Raw genomic sequence first — 15,593 nt, 5'->3', positions numbered from 1 at the left:
TCAGCACTTATTTGCTTTTTTGCTTAATCGGCGTGACTTCGGTTTCAGCCAAGTCCGAGTCATCCCAGGCATCTAATTTTTCCTGCGCCATTTTGCTGAACAGCGCGGCTAAATTGACGTTGCCGATCACCACCAATTCAGCTTCACGCAAGATGGCATGGTTGACATGCACCTTGCTTAGGGTATCAATGATGGAGCGTTTTTTGCCGAGCCAGCGGTTCAAGTCCAAATGCAGCAGATCATCTTTGACTTTAATCACGTTCAGCTTTTCTAAAATCATGCCCAGCGGATCATCATTCAGGATCTTCTGATAGAAAAACAGCGCCAGCTTGACGCCCCATTTATATAATATATTCGGGTATTTGGCATCAATCACTTGGGTATCGCCGATCTGCTCAAAAACAATCAGCTGGGTATTTTTATTCAGCTCCATCTGCACCAGTTTCAAGTCCACAGACAGAGTAATGTCCATGCCGTTATAATTCAGCGTGGCGTACAGGCGCAGCCAGTCTTCATGCAGATCTGCGTGCAGGTCCTGCAGCATGCGCACATTGTCGGTGACAAAACGCTGAAAGGTCGCGTTCAGAAAGACTTGAGACAGTGGAAATTCACGTTCATCTTCAATAAATCCTTCCGCCTTTTGATAGGCTTGACGGATTCGTCTTGAAATATTGGAAATGAGCGTTTGCATATATAGCATCCCAGCAAATGAGCTTTTTTAAAATTTTGAGGTATCTTGTCGAATTATGCAAAAATACAAGGTTCTGCGCTTGCAGTTTAGCAAAATTAATTGCAGCATTTTTAGGATTTTAAATGTGTCCAAGTCATTTAATGATGCATTGGGCAGTTTTATTTAAAAATGAAAACGAAGTTGTATTTTATACTCATTTCGAGTGTTTGGGGAATTCGGCAAATTGTCGTAAAAATGTGATGCTGAAAAAAATGACCTTAAAGCCTTTAATTCAAGACTGGTGGAAAGACCCGATTTTTACCGGCGCGTTAGGCTTGGCTGCGGTTTTGCATTTAACCGTCTTGACCCTGCAGTTTGCCATGCCGCAGGAAAATGATGTTTCGACCAAAGAAATTGCCGTTTCCCTGCGTCCGAGCGACAGCAAAGTGGAGCATGCGGACTTTTTAGCGCAGGCCGATCAGCAAGGCTCAGGCAAGTTCCGCGAAGCGCACCGCATGGCGGCCGATATGCCGGCGCCGATGGTGGATCAGAGCACCGGTGAGCAGCAGCATGAAACACAGGAAAAAATGCAGCAGAAGCGTGAGCTGAATTTTGAAGAAAAAGTGCTGATGACCACGCTGAGCTGGCAAAAGCAGGCGGAAGAAAATCAGCGTAAAAAAGCGGCGGATGAAATGCAGAGCCAGTTCCAGGCCAAAGCCGCCATGATCGCCAGCATTGAAGCGCAGTATTTGCAGCGCCAGCAAAACTTCAGCCGCCAGCAGAAAATCAAAACCGTTGACGGCATTCAGGCCAAACAGGATGATACCGCTGCCTATATGGAAAAATTCCGTCAAAAGGTCGAATTTTACGGCAACCGCTATTATCCAGATGCCGCCAAGCAGCAGCGTTTAGCCGGTGAAGTGCGCTTGATGGTGATCTTGAACAGCAGCGGCGGCATCCGCGCAATCCGCTTAATTGAAAGCTCAGGACATGCCATGCTGGATGAGGCGGCCAAGACTTCTGTCCGCAAAGCCGCGCCTTTTGGCAGCTTTGATGCAAAAATGAAAGACATCTCTGAGCTGCGCATTGTGCGGACTTGGCGCTTTGACCCGGCGGAAGCGGAATTTGAAGTGCATTAAGAAGGCTTAACTGCAGTTATGCTTCGTGCTGGCTGTGGTGGCTATTCTGTCTTTGTGCTGTTTTCCCGTTGGGCTAGTACATAGCGTCCCTGCTGGCGGCCATCCATCCACGTCACGTCAAGATTTTTTTCTGAAAGGTTCAGCTGGGCGGGAAAAATCTGCAAGTTTGCGCGGAACTTGGGCGCGGCGTTTAAGCCGATGCAGCTGCCATTTTTCCACCATGTGCCTTCGGCATATTGGTCTAAAGCGCCGACCGCCAAATACCATTTAAATTTGCCGTTTTTCTCCAGCAGCAGTTCCGAACCGACTTCCATCACGCCTTGCAAATAATAATGTCCGGCCCAAGCCTGATCCGCCTGCTGGAATGGCGTTTCTGGACATGCTTTGGCCGTTTGCGCCTGCAGCGGCATGGAAAAACTGATGGCGCTCAGCAGCAGCGGAGCCAGCAAGCCTTTCATGTTTGTTTGATGCCTCAATGATTTTGCCGATAAAAATTGATTCATGAAAACCCTCCCTTGCATATTCGGCCGTGCAGCTTATTTTTAGCATAGATCGCTGCCGCTGAAAGATGATTTGGCTGACGTCACCCGATGAAATTGCAAGCGGATCTTTCAGGTATTTCGCCGGCAGCACCAAGCCGGCAGGAGCTTTTCAGCTGAATATCTGTTCTATAAGGTTTTTATTGCAGATAGGTCCCGCTGAACGCTGAGGATCATTCAGGCTGCGGACTGCTGTAGCGGCGCTGCACTTCACAAACTTCTACGCTGAAATGCGCATACCACTGTGCTTTGCCCAGCTGCTGCGCCGCCAGATGTTCTGCATCGGCATGCCAAGCTTGAATATCGCTCAGCTGATTCCAATAGGAGAGGGCAATTTCTTGGCCATCTTCGCAGATCGCCTCAAAGCGCTGGCAATGAAATTTATTCAGTGCTTTTTCACGCAATTTTTGCGCAGTTTCTGCATATCGTTTATCAAAATTTTTAATTTCAGCTTTGAAAATGACCACATATTTCATGGTGAACCTGCATTTATGCTTATTATGAGCGGTGAAAAAGGATATTGAATGATCCTGAAAGTATAAAAAAGCGGGCCGAAGCCCGCTTTTAAATTTTTGCTGTTTAATCTTCTTTAACCGTGTATGGATTGTCGAAACCGAGCTTCTTGAGAATCTCGATCTCTAGGGCTTCCATTTCTTCTGCATCTTCTTCAGACGTTTCATGGTCATAGCCCATTAAATGCAGCGCGCCATGCACCAGCATGTGGGTGAAATGCTCAATCGGGGTTTTCTGCTGTTCAATGGCTTCCTGCAAGACCACGGGGATGCAGATGACCAAGTCGCCAATAGGAAACACCTCTAAAATTGCCGCCATTTCGTCCGGAAGATCGCTCGGAAAAGACAGTACGTTGGTCGGTTTGTCTTTTTTGCGGTATTCCAGATTCAATTTATGGCTGTCTTCATTGCCGACACAGGCAATGCCGATTTCGCAGTCGCTTTGTGTGCCGATATAGCGTAAAGCGGTTTCCACCGTTTTTTTGATATAGGCGCGTTTCAATACCAGCTCAGGCGCTTGAAAGTCCTGCTGCAGGGTGAGGCTAAGTTTCAAAATGAATCCTTAATTCTGTTCATCTTGTGCATCGGCTTTGGCGTCATTGTCGGCAATTAATGCTTCTTGAAGCGCTTTGCGTTCTGCACGGGCTGCAGCGCTTAAACGCTGCTGGTCACTGTCCCATCCCTCGTAGGCTTCAACAATTTTTTGTACCAATTGGTGACGCACCACATCGCGGGAGTGGAAACGGGTAATATGAATTTCTTTGATTTTCTCAATGACGCGCAAGGCATGCGACAAGCCGGATTGCTGGCCGCGCGGCAAATCGACCTGCGTAATGTCGCCGGTAATGACGGCGCGTGAGCCGAAGCCCAAACGGGTCAGGAACATTTTCATCTGTTCAGGCGTGGTGTTCTGCGCTTCATCCAAAATCACGAAAGAATGATTGAGCGTACGGCCGCGCATATAGGCGAGCGGCGCCACTTCAATCACTTGACGTTCAATCAGTTTGGCGACTTTTTCAAAACCGAGCATTTCATACAGCGCATCATATAAAGGACGCAGGTAAGGGTCGATTTTTTGCGCTAAATCGCCCGGCAGGAAGCCCAGCTTTTCACCGGCTTCTACCGCAGGGCGGACCAGCAGGATGCGCTGAATTTCATTGCGTTCCAGCATATCGACCGCCGCCGCCACAGCCAGATAGGTTTTACCTGTGCCGGCAGGGCCGATGCCGAAAGAAATATCACTTTGCAAAATGCGCTGCACATAGCGCTTTTGGTTGGCGCCGCGCGGGTTAATGCGGCCTTTGCGGGTTTGCAGGTAAACATCTTCCAGCCCCGTATGTTCTTGGCCTTCAAAGTTTTCCTGCAATTCACGGTCGGTCTGGCTGCCTTGAATCATCAAATGAAGAGTGTCTGCCGTAATTTGGCTGGACACTTCAGATTCTTCATGCAGGCGGTGCAATAGACCTTCCGCTCTCTCTACAGCATCAATTTCGCCATCAATAAAAAAGGCTTCGCCCCGATGGGAAATTTTGACATCTAAACGTTGTTCGATTTGTTTCAAATGACCATTGTAAGCACCGAGCATGCTTTGCAAACGGTCATTGGAAACGCCAGGAAAAGTTACTGTACGCCGAATCGCTGCAGTCAAGAGAATTCCTTAAGTTGTCTTGAGTTTAGCCCTTACATTACGCCACGTCAGGTTCAAGATTCAAGAGCTCGCCGTAAACTAAATTCAAAGTTTTTATTTCAGTGATTTCAATTTCCGCAAAGCGTCCAACCCAGTCTGCATCGCCGATAAAAGTGACTAAGCGGGTGTTGTCTGCAGTGCCGACCAAGAGGTTCGGATCTTTTTCAGAGACATTTTCCACCAGCACGCGCTGAATGGTGCCGAGCATCGCATCTGTTTTTTCAATGCTGGACTGCTTGATCCATTTTTGCACTTTGGCCAAACGCTCTTTTTTCACCTCTTCAGGTGTGGTGTCTTCCAGCTCTGAAGCCGGTGTGCCTGGGCGTTTTGAATAGACAAAACTGTAAGAGTGGTCGAAGTCCATATCTTTGATGAATTGATAGGTTTCTTCGAAGTGTTCATCGGTTTCGCCGGGGAAGCCGATGATGAAGTCTGAAGACAAATGCATGTCTGGACGCACTTTGCGCAGTTTGGCAATTTTCTCGATATACACATCAATGGTGTGGTTGCGCTTCATCGCCTGCAGCACATCGTTGGAACCGCTTTGCACCGGCAGATGCAGATGCGAAACCATTTGCGGCAGATCTCGGTAGCATTGAATCAAATCATCATTGAATTCAAGCGGGTGCGATGTGGTATAGCGCAAGCGGCCAATGCCCGGAATCTCTGCAACCAAACGCAGCAGCTCTGCAAAGGTGCAGATTTCGCCTTCAAAGGTTTCACCGCGGTAGCCATTGACGTTTTGGCCGAGCAGGGAAATTTCACGCACGCCTTTTTCCGCCAGTGTGGCGATTTCAGCCAGCACATCATCCAGCGGACGCGATACTTCTTCACCGCGGGTATAGGGCACCACGCAGAATGAACAGTATTTAGAACAGCCTTCCATAATCGATACGAATGCTTTGTAGCCTTCGACACGCGGTTCCGGCAGATAGTCAAATTTTTCGATATCCGGGAAGGAAATATCCACCAGCTTGATTTTTTCTTTTTTCGGCTTTTCCACTTGCTCAAAATGCTGATCCAGCATTTGCGGCAGGCGGTGCAGGGTTTGCGGGCCAAAAATCATATCCACATAGTTGGCGCGTTTTTGAATGTTGTCGCCTTCCTGTGACGCCACGCAGCCGCCGACGCCAATAATCAGGTCTGGATTTTTTTCTTTCAGCTTGCGCCAGCGGCCCAATTCAGAAAAGACTTTTTCCTGCGCCTTTTCGCGGATAGAACAGGTGTTCATCAGCAGAATATCGGCATCTTTCGGGTCGGTGGTCAGCACATAGCCGTGGGAATCGCCTAAAAGGTCTGCCATACGGTGACTGTCATACTCATTCATCTGACACCCTTGCGTTTCGATGTACAGTTTTTTCACTGAACCGTCGATGGCTGGGGTGTGCTGTGGCTGGGTAACAGTGTTTTCTGAGGCAGCTTTGGCACCATTCGGAATGAAGGTTTGAACCGTCATGTAGGCTCCTAAAGGATAAACAGGAAATATGATTGCAGCGCTGGCTGAGCATAATGCAGCATCGGCTGGCGGCAATTCATCTCTATAATTTACGAAAGGCGCGTATTTTAGCAGTAATTCGATATAAACTTATAGCCTAAAATGAAACGCATTAAAGATTGATTTGTGAAGTAAAAATGTTTGAAAATTAATATTGTTGAATCATAAGGTTACATAACACAACAATACGGCTGGTTTAGAGTTATTAAACTAGCTGAAGAATGATTGGCGTGCGGCATTTAAGGCTAAAAGTGAATAAAAGAAGGCAAGTGGATGTTAAATAAAGTCTGGACACTCAATAAATATTATCAGCTGCTTGCTTTGGGCGCGGTTTCGGCCTGCATGTCCTATAGCGTGCAGGCGGCAGATGAGCAATTTAACGAGGCGCTGCGCGCAGCCAATTCCGGCAACACCGCCATGCTGCAGCAATACCAGTATGCCATGCAAAATGATGCGCTGGGCTATTATCCTGAATATTGGCTGCTGAACAGCAATTTAGCGTCTCAGCCGGCCGCGCAAATCGCGGGTTTTGCGCAGCGCTATCCGCAATCGGCTATGGCGGAAAAATTGGCAGCCGATTATGTCGAAGAAAAAGTCAAAATGGCGGATTTCAATTCCGCTCAGCCGATCCTGCAATATGTCAGCAATCCGGATCAGGCGGAAACCTGCGCCGTGGCGCAAGTGCGCGCTAAGTCCGGCGATCCGCTGATTTATGCTGAATTTAAAGATGTTTGGCTGACCACCAATTCACAGCCGGATTCCTGCACCGGCTTAGGCCGCATGATGCTGTCCAGTCCGCTGATGACCGAGCAGGACCGCCAGCAGCGCTTATGGGGCCAATTGCGCGCCGGACAGTCTGGTCAAGCGATTGCCACTGCGCAAAGCATCAATATGAATTTATCTTTGGCGCAGCTGAACAGTATTCAGGCCAATCCAATGAACTATTTATGGTCAGCGCCGAAAAATACCAAAGAAGATCAGGCTTACTTGATTTATGCGCTGGGCCGTATGGCGGACAGCGATTTAAATACAGCGATGGCGTCTGTAAAACGGGCGGCTGAAGGCGTGCCGGAAGATGTACAGCGCGCGCTGTACCGCACGGTGGGCTATATTGGCGGCACCACGGTGATGAAAAATAATTTCAGCCGTGATGTGCTGAGCTATTTGGATGCCAGCTATGGCTTGCCGTTTAGTCCGGAAGAAGCTGAAATTTATGCGCGTCAGGCAATCCGCTTCAGCGCGTGGGAAAGCCTGATCCGCGCCATTGACAGCATGAGCGTGACGCAGCGTCAGGAAGACCGCTGGCAATACTGGCTGGCGCGTGCTTCGGAACAGCGCGGCGATGCCGCTTCCAAAAGAACGGCGCAAGAGATTTTTAAACGGCTGTCGCAGGGCGATGATTACCATAACTTGCTGGCCAAAGACCATATTGGCCAGAGCTACAGCAGTGTGCCGGGCAATGTGCAGCCCAGCAGTGCCGATGCGCAGCGCTTGAGCCAAGACATTCATTTCCGCCGCGCCTTTGCGCTGCGCAATGTCAATGCGCCCGACAATTATGTGAACCGTGAATGGAACTGGGCGGTGCGTCAGGCCTATCTGAAAAAAGATGACGGCCTGCTGCTGGCTGCGGCCAAGCGCGCAACCAATATGGGCTGGTATGACCGCGCGATCTACGCGGCAGACCGCACCGTCAATCAGCATAATTACAGCTTGCGCTATGCCATGCCGCATCAGTCCTATGTGGTCAGCCACAGCCGCAATGCGGGCATTGATCCTGCGTGGGCGTATGGATTGATGCGTCAGGAAAGCCGTTTTGTGACCAGCGCGCGTTCGCATGTCGGCGCTGGTGGCCTGATGCAGATTATGCCGGATACTGCGAAGCTGGTGGCGCGTCAAATGGGTGAAACCTATAACCCCGCTGCGCTGAGCGATATGAATACCAATATCCGTTACGGCACCTTTTACCTGTCGATGATTCAAAGCCAGCTCAGCAACAGCCCGGTGCTGGCGACCGCAGGCTACAATGCGGGGCCAAACCGCGCGCGCCGCTGGCAGCCGGAAAATCAGGGGATAGAAGCGGATCAATATGCGGAAACAATTCCATTGACTGAAACACGCGATTATGTGAAACATGTCATGACCAATGCAACGCATTATGGCGTTTTGCTGGGGCAGGGCGCGCAGTCGATCCGCAAGCGCATGCAGGTGATTCCAATGCGCGGCGTGCAGTAAAAATGCAGATCAATTGATGCATCCGAAAATAGAATAAGCGCATGATTGGGGGATGATGAATGCGGCTGATCAACGGGAGAACAACAACACTATTGCAGGCTTCGCTTTTAGCGGCGGGCGGCAGTTTGGTGTCATCTGCTGTTTTTTCGGCGCCTGTTGTGCATGGCTACATGATGAATGTGCAGCTGGTGCCGGCGGTGTGTTCACTCGATCCGCAGCGCAATAAAAAGCGCAAATGCATGGAAGGCTATTCCCTGAATATTACCGGGCTGTATCCTGAAACCAATGCACTGGACTGTTTCAGCAGCAGTGCGGTAAAGCTGTCGCCGATTCAGGCCAAAGTGGTGGCGCGGGTCATGCCGGATGAAAATGCGCGCAATGCGCTGTGGCATGACATTGGCGGCTGTGTGCCGATGAATGCCAGCCAGTATTTCCGCACCATTATTACTTATGCGGAAAAGCTGAAAATCCCGGAAGAGCTGACCAGCCAGGAAACCCGCCAAATGCAGGCGGCGGTTTTGCGCAATAAAATGATGCGCTTGAACAGCAGCTTGCCGGCCAATGGCGTGCAATTCAGCTGTCAGCCGTCTTATGCCGGCAGCATTCTGACCGATATTAAAATTTGCTATAAAAGCAATGGAGTATATAAATCCTGTACCGGAATCGTGTCGAGCAGCTGTCCGCCTTCCTTCACGATTAAAGGTTCTTTCTGACGTTTTAAAGATATTTTATTTATATTTTCTATCATACTTTTGTTGAAAAGCATTTTCTTTTTCATGCAAGTGCCTAAGGATTGGAGTACAATCTTTGGCGTTTATGATTATTAGATTAAATGGACTAACTATTTAATCGCATTGAATATCCTCAATTGGAGATAATTAGATGAAGCAAGCAGTTCGTGTTGCCGTTACTGGCGCCGCAGGTCAAATTGGTTACAGCCTATTATTCCGCATCGCAAGCGGTGAAATGCTAGGTAAAGACCAACCGGTTATTTTGCAATTGCTCGAAGTTCCTTTTGAGAAAGCTCAAGCTGCGCTTAAAGGCGTAATGATGGAACTTGACGACTGTGCATTCCCATTATTGGAAGGCATGATCGGTACTGATGATCCTAAAGTTGCATTCAAAGATGCTGACTATGCGTTATTGGTTGGTTCACGTCCACGCGGTCCTGGTATGGAACGTGCTGACTTGCTTAAAGTGAACGGCGAAATCTTCATTGGCCAAGGCCAAGCGCTGAACGAAGTTGCTAGCCGTAATGTTAAAGTTCTTGTTGTAGGCAACCCTGCAAACACTAACGCTTACATCGCAATGAAATCTGCTCCAGATCTTCCAGCGAAAAACTTCACAGCAATGCTTCGTCTTGACCACAACCGTGCGTTGACTCAGCTTGCTCAAAAAGCTGGCGTTGCAGTTTCTGACATCGAAACTATGACTGTTTGGGGCAACCACTCTCCAACAATGTATGCTGACTACCGTTTTGCAACTGTAAACGGCGAAAGCTTGAAAGACAAAATCAACGATGCAGCTTGGAACAAAGACGTGTTCCTTCCTACAGTTGGTAAACGCGGCGCTGCAATCATCGAAGCTCGCGGCCTTTCTTCTGCTGCTTCTGCTGCTAACGCTGCAATCGACCATATGCGCGATTGGGCTCTTGGCACAAACGGCAAATGGGTAACTATGGGTATTCCTTCTGACGGTTCTTACGGTATCCCTGAAGGCGTAATGTTCGGTTTCCCTGTAACTACTGAAAACGGCGAATACAAAATCGTTCAAGGTCTTGAAATCGACGAATTCAGCCGTGAGCGCATCAACTTCACTCTAAACGAGCTGGAAGAAGAGCGTGCAGCAGTAGCTGACATGGTTAAATAATTTAATCTTTTAGATTAAGTTAAAAAAAGCGCCCCATTCGGGGTGCTTTTTTATGCCTGAATGATTTATATTAAAAAAGCAATATGATTAAAAAACAAACAAAAAGTAACATGCTGAGATAGAGATGCAACTGACAGATGCTATCCGCTCAGGCAATGATGATACAGAAAGCACCAACAATACTGACAGCATTGAAAAATGCTATCCGGCGATGACCGGCTTGAGGAGAAAGGCTATGTTTGACCAGCAACCGACTTTAGAACTCTTTTTTGATCAGCTGGGATTGGACTCAAGCCCAGAGGCGATTGATCAGTTTATTGAGACTCATCAGCTGACGATGGATATTCCCTTGCATGAAGCTGAGTTTTGGAGCAGATCGCAGCATGACTTCATTATCAGCCACTGGAAAAAAGATGATGACTGGGCCATGGTGGTGGATATTTTAAATGAGCAATTGCATAAGGAATACAAGCTGTTGGGGTCATGCAATTTGTAAACACAAATTGAAACAACAAACCTAGCAAATAACGCTAGGTTTTTTTATCCATATCATATAAGTTAATCGAATAATAAATGACAAATTAGTTGATAAGGAGGGCGAGATGCTCAATCAAAACACACCATCCTTAGCTTTATTGTTTTCCCAATTGGGGTTGGCCAGCAGTCCGGCAGCGATTGAACTGTATGTGCGTACACATCAGCTTTCTGCACAGCAAAACCTGCACGATGCGCCGTTTTGGAATAAAGCGCAGCGTGACTTTTTAATCAGCCATTTGGTGCAGGATGATGACTGGGCCATCTGGATTGATGAACTGAACCAACAGCTGCATATGGATGCCTATAAATTGCAAACAGCCTGACAGCGCAGTTTGTTATTGCTGATGAAGCGCAGCATAAATTGAATTTTGAACATAAAAAAATGCCTCCATGGAGGCATTTTTTTATGTGCTTATTTGCAAATGGAATTTAATTTGCCGCGCCAATGCTTTTAGTGCAGTTTGCTTTGAAGCATCTGGCTGAACCAAGGCGCCGTATGGAATTCTTTAAAAGCAGAATGTTCACGCAGCAGCCCCAAGTCAAAGGCTTGGGTGGCGCTGTATTTTTTCAGCCAATGGCGGGTCAGTGACGGTTCATTTTTCACCGCTGAAGCATAGGCCAGGAAGAAATAAATATCACCGAAATCATGATGCGTTATGGGCTTTAAAATTTGCTGCGTGATGGTGGCAAAACGCGCTTCACGGGTAATCTCAAAATAAATCATATAGGCTTTGGCTAAATGCAGCGATAAATCCGCATAGAGGCGCAGCGGCATTTCCTCAAACTCAATGCGCCCTTGCTCCAGCAGCACCACGGCTTCTTGCAGGAAGTAAATCTGTTCTTGGCGCAATTGGCTTTGCATCACCAGCTGCAGCCGCAGATCCGCGCGTTCGAGCGCTAGCTCAGGCAGATTGCCTTGCAAATACAATTGATCTGTCTCACCAATACGCTGGATGATGGATTTGATATGGTCAGACATAGATGGCTTCCTCGTTTGCAATGACATTTATATGAGGATCAATACGGAAATTTAAAGCTTACCACATTGAATTTCCGCTACGCAGCCATGCGGTAATGGATAAGCGCTGATGCTTGGCCAAGAGTACCTCATGCATCAGATCGCTTTGGAATATGGCAATGCGGTTGGGTTGCGGTTCAATAATATGCCATTCGCTATTTTTATCCTGCAGCCTGAGCTGGCCGCCCCAATCACTCTGCCATTTTTCGTGCAGGTAATAGACCGTGGAAATCATCCGGCCATTTTTGCCTTGCGGATTGTCCCGGTGCAGCGCATAAAATTCCCCTGCGTTATAGCAGGCAAAATGCGCTTCAGCTTCTTGAATGCCCAAAAAAAACGCCTGATTCAGATATGCTGAAAGGGCGTTTAAATATTGAATATGCTGCTGAGCAATGTCCAGCTCTTCATTGAGCCAAAGAATGCGGTCGCTACGGATGTCGCTGACCACGCCATTTTGGATGGCGGCATTGCGGAATTGATTTAAATGCGAGACGCATTCTTCCGAAAGCGCCTGCACATATTCTGGCGTATAGGCATCGTCAATCATGGCGAAACCGTGTTGATCTAAATCATCTAAGATTTGATCAACATTCCAAGACTTTGGGAGTAGAACACCGTCCATAAGCAAACCGTAAAAAGAACAGAAAAAGGGTCAGCTATTCTAGAGCAAGATAAGCATCGGAATGAAACTATTTTTCATGCTAAAATAGCGGTTGATATCAGGAATTAAAGAAACATGAATTACCGTCACCATTTCCATGCAGGCAACTTTGCCGACGTCATGAAGCATGTGCTGCTGCTTCAGTTATTGGCTCGCCTCAATGCAAAAGATAAACCATATCGCTATGTAGATACGCATGGCGGTGCAGGCAAATATGATTTATCAACTGCAGAAGCGCAAAAGTCAGGTGAGTTTTTGCACGGTATTCATCGTTTGGTTAAATTGGATGACTCTATCAAGCGCAATGCGCCGGAAGGCGTTCAGCAATATCTGAAAATTGTTGAAAAAATGCGTGAGAATTTCGGCAAGGGCGCTTATCCCGGTTCGCCGTGGTTTGCCTTGGAAGGCATGCGCGAAATCGATAAAGCCACTATTTTTGAAATGCAGCGCGACGTTTTTCAGCAGCTGCGCCACAATATTTTTGATAAGCGCGCGGGACTGCATGAGCGTGATGCTTATGAAGGCCTTCTCGGGGTGATTCCGCCAAAAGAAAAGCGCGGCTTGGTGATGATTGATCCGCCTTACGAATTGGAACGCAAAGATTTCCCGCAGTTGGTAGAATTGTTGGTTGCCGCTTACAAAAAATGGCCGACAGGCATTTTTGCAGTTTGGTATCCAATCAAAGACCGCGCGATGATCGAACGTTTTGAGAAGAAAATGTTTAAAACCGGCATTCGCCGTCAGCTGATTTGCGAAATCTGCGTTTGGCCGGATGATACGCCAGTCGGTTTGAATGGCTGCGGCTTATTGGTGATTAATCCGCCTTGGAAGTTTTCTGAAGATGCGGATGAAGCGCTGCAATGGCTGTTCCCGCATCTGCGCATGCAGGAAAATGGCGGACATGCTGCCGTTCGCTGGCTGGTCGGCGAATAAGCCGGATTCCAGCATCCAGTTTAAGAGAATTAAGATTTAAGGTCACAATAGAGATCGAAGACAGTTAGGATCGAAGAATGACAAATATAAATAAACCTGAACGGGAAATTTCGTCCAAAGAAGAAAGTGCTTTTGACGGCATCACTTTTGAAGTGGAAGAAGAAGAGCATACCCACGAAGGGCAAAAGGTCAAACGTCGCGGCATCTATCTGTGGCCGAATCTGATCACCACGCTGGCGCTGCTGTCCGGCTTTTATTCCATTATTGCCAGTATGAATGGCGAATATGGGCAAGCGGTGTATGCGATCTTTATCGCAGCGCTGTTTGATGGCTTGGATGGCCGCGTTGCGCGCGCAATTGGCGCGCAAAGCCCATTCGGTGAGCAGTTTGATTCACTGTCAGATTTGCTGGCATTTGGTGTAGCGCCAGCTATCCTGATGTATAGCTGGAGCCTGCATGATTTAGGCCGGATCGGATTGGCGGCCTGCTTTGTCTATACGGCTTGCGCCGCTTTCCGCTTAGCGCGTTTCAACGTGCAGATTGGCGTGGTGGATAAGCGCTACTTTATTGGTGTCGCCAGTCCTCTGGCTGCCGTGATTATTATTTCATTGGTGCTGGTTGCCCGGGATTTCCCAGAAGTTTTTGATCTGCGTGAAACAGGCATCCAAATTGTCAATGCGGTGGTGATTGTTGCTGTCGGCTTATTGATGATTTCCAATATTAAATATTATTCCTTTAAAACTGTGGACCGCAGACGCGTTCCTTTTGCGGTTTTACCGATTATTGTCTTTGTTTTGGCGGCGGTTACCTACAACATTCCAGTCGGCATTTTAGTGATTTCGCTTATTTATGCTTTATCCGGTTTTGTAACCACTTTCCTTGCGCGTAAACATTCGGCAGCCTCATGATATAAGGAGTTTGCTATGCAGTTGTTTAAAGGTTTTCTTGATCAATCTAAACAGCTGAATCAAACTCCAGCAAAACTTCCGCGCCGTTTGCCTCTGCATGCGCAAACAGCGCAATATAAAAGCATCCTCTTGGGATTGAAAATCCCCAACCTGCCTGCGCCGTTGCACTATCTAAATTTTATCAGTGTCATCGGCTGCCCCAATGCGGCGATCTTTGATCAGAAGCATTATCAAACCAGATTCAATCGAAACACAGCCACAGTGATGTGCAGCAGCAGCATGCATATGGCTGGACAAGTCAGCCGTTATGCGGTCGATAGCGATTGCCGTTTCCATAATCAGACGTTTCAGTTTTTGGATCGTGAAAGCTTCAGCGGGCAGTTTCCCGCGTTTCAGCTGCAGCGCATAGACAGCGAGCTGAGTTTTAACCTGAATATCAAAAGCGCGGGCGGTCTTTGCTATTACAGCAAACTGCGTATGGGCCTGGCTGAATATTGGTCGCAGCTGTTTGAGTGCTCAGGGACGCTGAATTACAAAGGGCAGGATTATGCCGTCCAGCAATTAGGATCGCTGGAATTTGCCCGGATCATGAATTTTCCTTTTATTCCAATCGCATTTTATACAGCGCAAATTGTGAATTTAAGCGGGCAGCGCCAGCTTATAGTTATGCAAACCAGAGACCGGCTCAATCGAATTTTGCAGTCACGCGCCTATTTGAAAGATTTGCAAGCGCATCAGGTTTTAATGTTCGATGAGGGCGTGCATTTTCAAATACACCGGCTTTACCCTGCGGTTACAGCGCCGAATTTAAGAAAGATGTACTTGCCGCGGGAATTTGAATGGTCGATTCGGAGTGGGCATTTCACTATTCATCTTCAGGCGCAAAGCCGGGGGGATTTTAAATTTGGCTTGGGCGCGGGTTATGCCGGCAGTTTCAGCTATCAAATCAGCATTAATGGAATTCAAGAAGAAGGCGAGGGCGGCTATTGCGAATACATTGATTGCCGGCCGTTAAACTGGCAGGAAAAAAATAAAACAGAAAAACTTCTAGATGAATTGCGTGATTCGGTGCCGATTTTCTTAAAAAAATAGAAAAAAAGAGTGATTTTGCAGAATAAATAAACAAACAATGCATTATTTTGAAAAAACCTGAAAAAGGGTGTTGCAACGCAAGAGAAATGCTGTAGAATGCACATCCATCGGCGGTGATGAAGATTAAAACTTCTGATAAAACAAAGACTTGATTGGATTGATTGAGTTTGGTTTTAGAAAGAAAATTTAAAAATAATCTAAAATTACTGGTTGACTTTCTGAAAAGAAAGCGTAATATAGCCGACCTAGCTTGCTGATGACGAGTCAGCAAGAAGATCATTAAGAGATTATGAAGAACAAC

General features: G+C 47.5%; 17 protein-coding genes. 9 read left to right on the top strand and 8 right to left on the bottom strand.

Translation table 11 applies throughout. From position 1 onward, the window contains the following. Window positions 1-7: 7 nt before the first annotated feature. Window positions 8-691 carry a hypothetical protein gene (locus ACE3T3_RS13075; protein ID WP_374667625.1) on the bottom strand — a complete coding sequence of 228 codons (684 nt, stop codon included), beginning with the start codon at window positions 689-691 and terminating at the stop codon, window positions 8-10. Between the two features lie 239 nt (window positions 692-930). Between ACE3T3_RS13075 and ACE3T3_RS13070 the strand changes: the two genes are divergently transcribed. Beyond that, complete coding sequence (locus ACE3T3_RS13070) at window positions 931-1,809, top strand: energy transducer TonB (protein WP_374667689.1); 879 nt, start codon at window positions 931-933, stop codon at window positions 1,807-1,809. A 41-nt stretch (window positions 1,810-1,850) separates the two neighbouring features. On the opposite strand, the gene ACE3T3_RS13065 is transcribed toward ACE3T3_RS13070, so the two are convergent. From ACE3T3_RS13065 to miaB, 5 genes are all read right to left on the bottom strand, one after another. Continuing rightward, on the bottom strand, window positions 1,851-2,267 hold the full coding sequence (locus tag ACE3T3_RS13065; protein ID WP_374667687.1) for a hypothetical protein: 417 nt from the start codon (window positions 2,265-2,267) through the stop codon (window positions 1,851-1,853). Between the two features lie 254 nt (window positions 2,268-2,521). Further along, window positions 2,522-2,824: an antibiotic biosynthesis monooxygenase gene (locus ACE3T3_RS13060; RefSeq protein ID WP_374667623.1), complete on the bottom strand. Its 303-nt coding sequence runs from the start codon at window positions 2,822-2,824 to the stop codon at window positions 2,522-2,524. A gap of 103 nt (window positions 2,825-2,927) precedes the next feature. After that, a complete protein-coding gene (gene ybeY / locus ACE3T3_RS13055; RefSeq protein ID WP_374667621.1) occupies window positions 2,928-3,413 on the bottom strand; it encodes an rRNA maturation RNase YbeY in 486 nt (161 codons plus the stop codon). A gap of 9 nt (window positions 3,414-3,422) precedes the next feature. Further along, window positions 3,423-4,508, bottom strand: a complete 1,086-nt coding sequence (locus tag ACE3T3_RS13050) for a PhoH family protein (RefSeq protein WP_374667619.1) — start codon at window positions 4,506-4,508, stop codon at window positions 3,423-3,425. A 37-nt stretch (window positions 4,509-4,545) separates the two neighbouring features. Next, window positions 4,546-6,003 (bottom strand): tRNA (N6-isopentenyl adenosine(37)-C2)-methylthiotransferase MiaB, encoded by a 1,458-nt coding sequence (miaB, locus tag ACE3T3_RS13045; protein ID WP_374667617.1) that lies wholly within the window; start codon window positions 6,001-6,003, stop codon window positions 4,546-4,548. Between the two features lie 312 nt (window positions 6,004-6,315). On the opposite strand from miaB, the gene ACE3T3_RS13040 reads away from it, so the two are divergent. The 5 genes from ACE3T3_RS13040 to ACE3T3_RS13020 all read left to right on the top strand — a co-directional run bounded on the left by ACE3T3_RS13040 (window position 6,316) and on the right by ACE3T3_RS13020 (window position 11,003). Continuing rightward, a complete protein-coding gene (locus ACE3T3_RS13040; protein WP_374667615.1) occupies window positions 6,316-8,274 on the top strand; it encodes a transglycosylase SLT domain-containing protein in 1,959 nt (652 codons plus the stop codon). Window positions 8,275-8,333: 59 nt separating this feature from the next. Then, window positions 8,334-8,987, top strand: coding sequence for a ribonuclease I (locus tag ACE3T3_RS13035; RefSeq protein WP_374667613.1), 654 nt, complete (start codon window positions 8,334-8,336; stop codon window positions 8,985-8,987). A gap of 169 nt (window positions 8,988-9,156) precedes the next feature. Next, window positions 9,157-10,143, top strand: coding sequence for a malate dehydrogenase (locus tag ACE3T3_RS13030; protein WP_374667611.1), 987 nt, complete (start codon window positions 9,157-9,159; stop codon window positions 10,141-10,143). Between the two features lie 235 nt (window positions 10,144-10,378). Continuing rightward, complete coding sequence (locus tag ACE3T3_RS13025; protein WP_374667685.1) at window positions 10,379-10,639, top strand: DUF2789 family protein; 261 nt, start codon at window positions 10,379-10,381, stop codon at window positions 10,637-10,639. Between the two features lie 106 nt (window positions 10,640-10,745). Then, a complete protein-coding gene (locus ACE3T3_RS13020) occupies window positions 10,746-11,003 on the top strand; it encodes a DUF2789 family protein (protein WP_374667609.1) in 258 nt (85 codons plus the stop codon). A gap of 128 nt (window positions 11,004-11,131) precedes the next feature. On the opposite strand, the gene ACE3T3_RS13015 is transcribed toward ACE3T3_RS13020, so the two are convergent. Together ACE3T3_RS13015 and ACE3T3_RS13010 are read right to left on the bottom strand one after the other, a co-directional pair. After that, window positions 11,132-11,659 (bottom strand): hypothetical protein, encoded by a 528-nt coding sequence (locus ACE3T3_RS13015; RefSeq protein ID WP_374667607.1) that lies wholly within the window; start codon window positions 11,657-11,659, stop codon window positions 11,132-11,134. A gap of 58 nt (window positions 11,660-11,717) precedes the next feature. Beyond that, window positions 11,718-12,320: a 2OG-Fe(II) oxygenase gene (locus tag ACE3T3_RS13010; RefSeq protein WP_374667605.1), complete on the bottom strand. Its 603-nt coding sequence runs from the start codon at window positions 12,318-12,320 to the stop codon at window positions 11,718-11,720. Window positions 12,321-12,434: 114 nt separating this feature from the next. Here ACE3T3_RS13010 and ACE3T3_RS13005 point away from each other — a divergent pair, with 114 nt between their 5' ends. The 3 genes from ACE3T3_RS13005 (at window position 12,435) to ACE3T3_RS12995 (ending at window position 15,292) form a co-directional block, all read left to right on the top strand. Continuing rightward, the gene (locus ACE3T3_RS13005) at window positions 12,435-13,292 is read left to right on the top strand and encodes a 23S rRNA (adenine(2030)-N(6))-methyltransferase RlmJ (RefSeq protein ID WP_374667603.1); all 858 of its coding nucleotides are present in this window, start codon (window positions 12,435-12,437) and stop codon (window positions 13,290-13,292) included. A gap of 77 nt (window positions 13,293-13,369) precedes the next feature. After that, window positions 13,370-14,200, top strand: a complete 831-nt coding sequence (pssA, locus tag ACE3T3_RS13000; protein WP_374667601.1) for a CDP-diacylglycerol--serine O-phosphatidyltransferase — start codon at window positions 13,370-13,372, stop codon at window positions 14,198-14,200. Window positions 14,201-14,215: 15 nt separating this feature from the next. Then, window positions 14,216-15,292, top strand: coding sequence for a DUF6670 family protein (locus tag ACE3T3_RS12995; protein WP_374667599.1), 1,077 nt, complete (start codon window positions 14,216-14,218; stop codon window positions 15,290-15,292). The last annotated feature ends 301 nt before the right edge of the window (window positions 15,293-15,593 follow it).

This window comes from Acinetobacter sp., assembly GCF_041919735.1.
GTDB lineage: Bacteria > Pseudomonadota > Gammaproteobacteria > Pseudomonadales > Moraxellaceae > Acinetobacter.
Note: the sequence above shows the minus strand (reverse complement) of the source record. Positions and strands in the feature narration are given on the sequence as shown.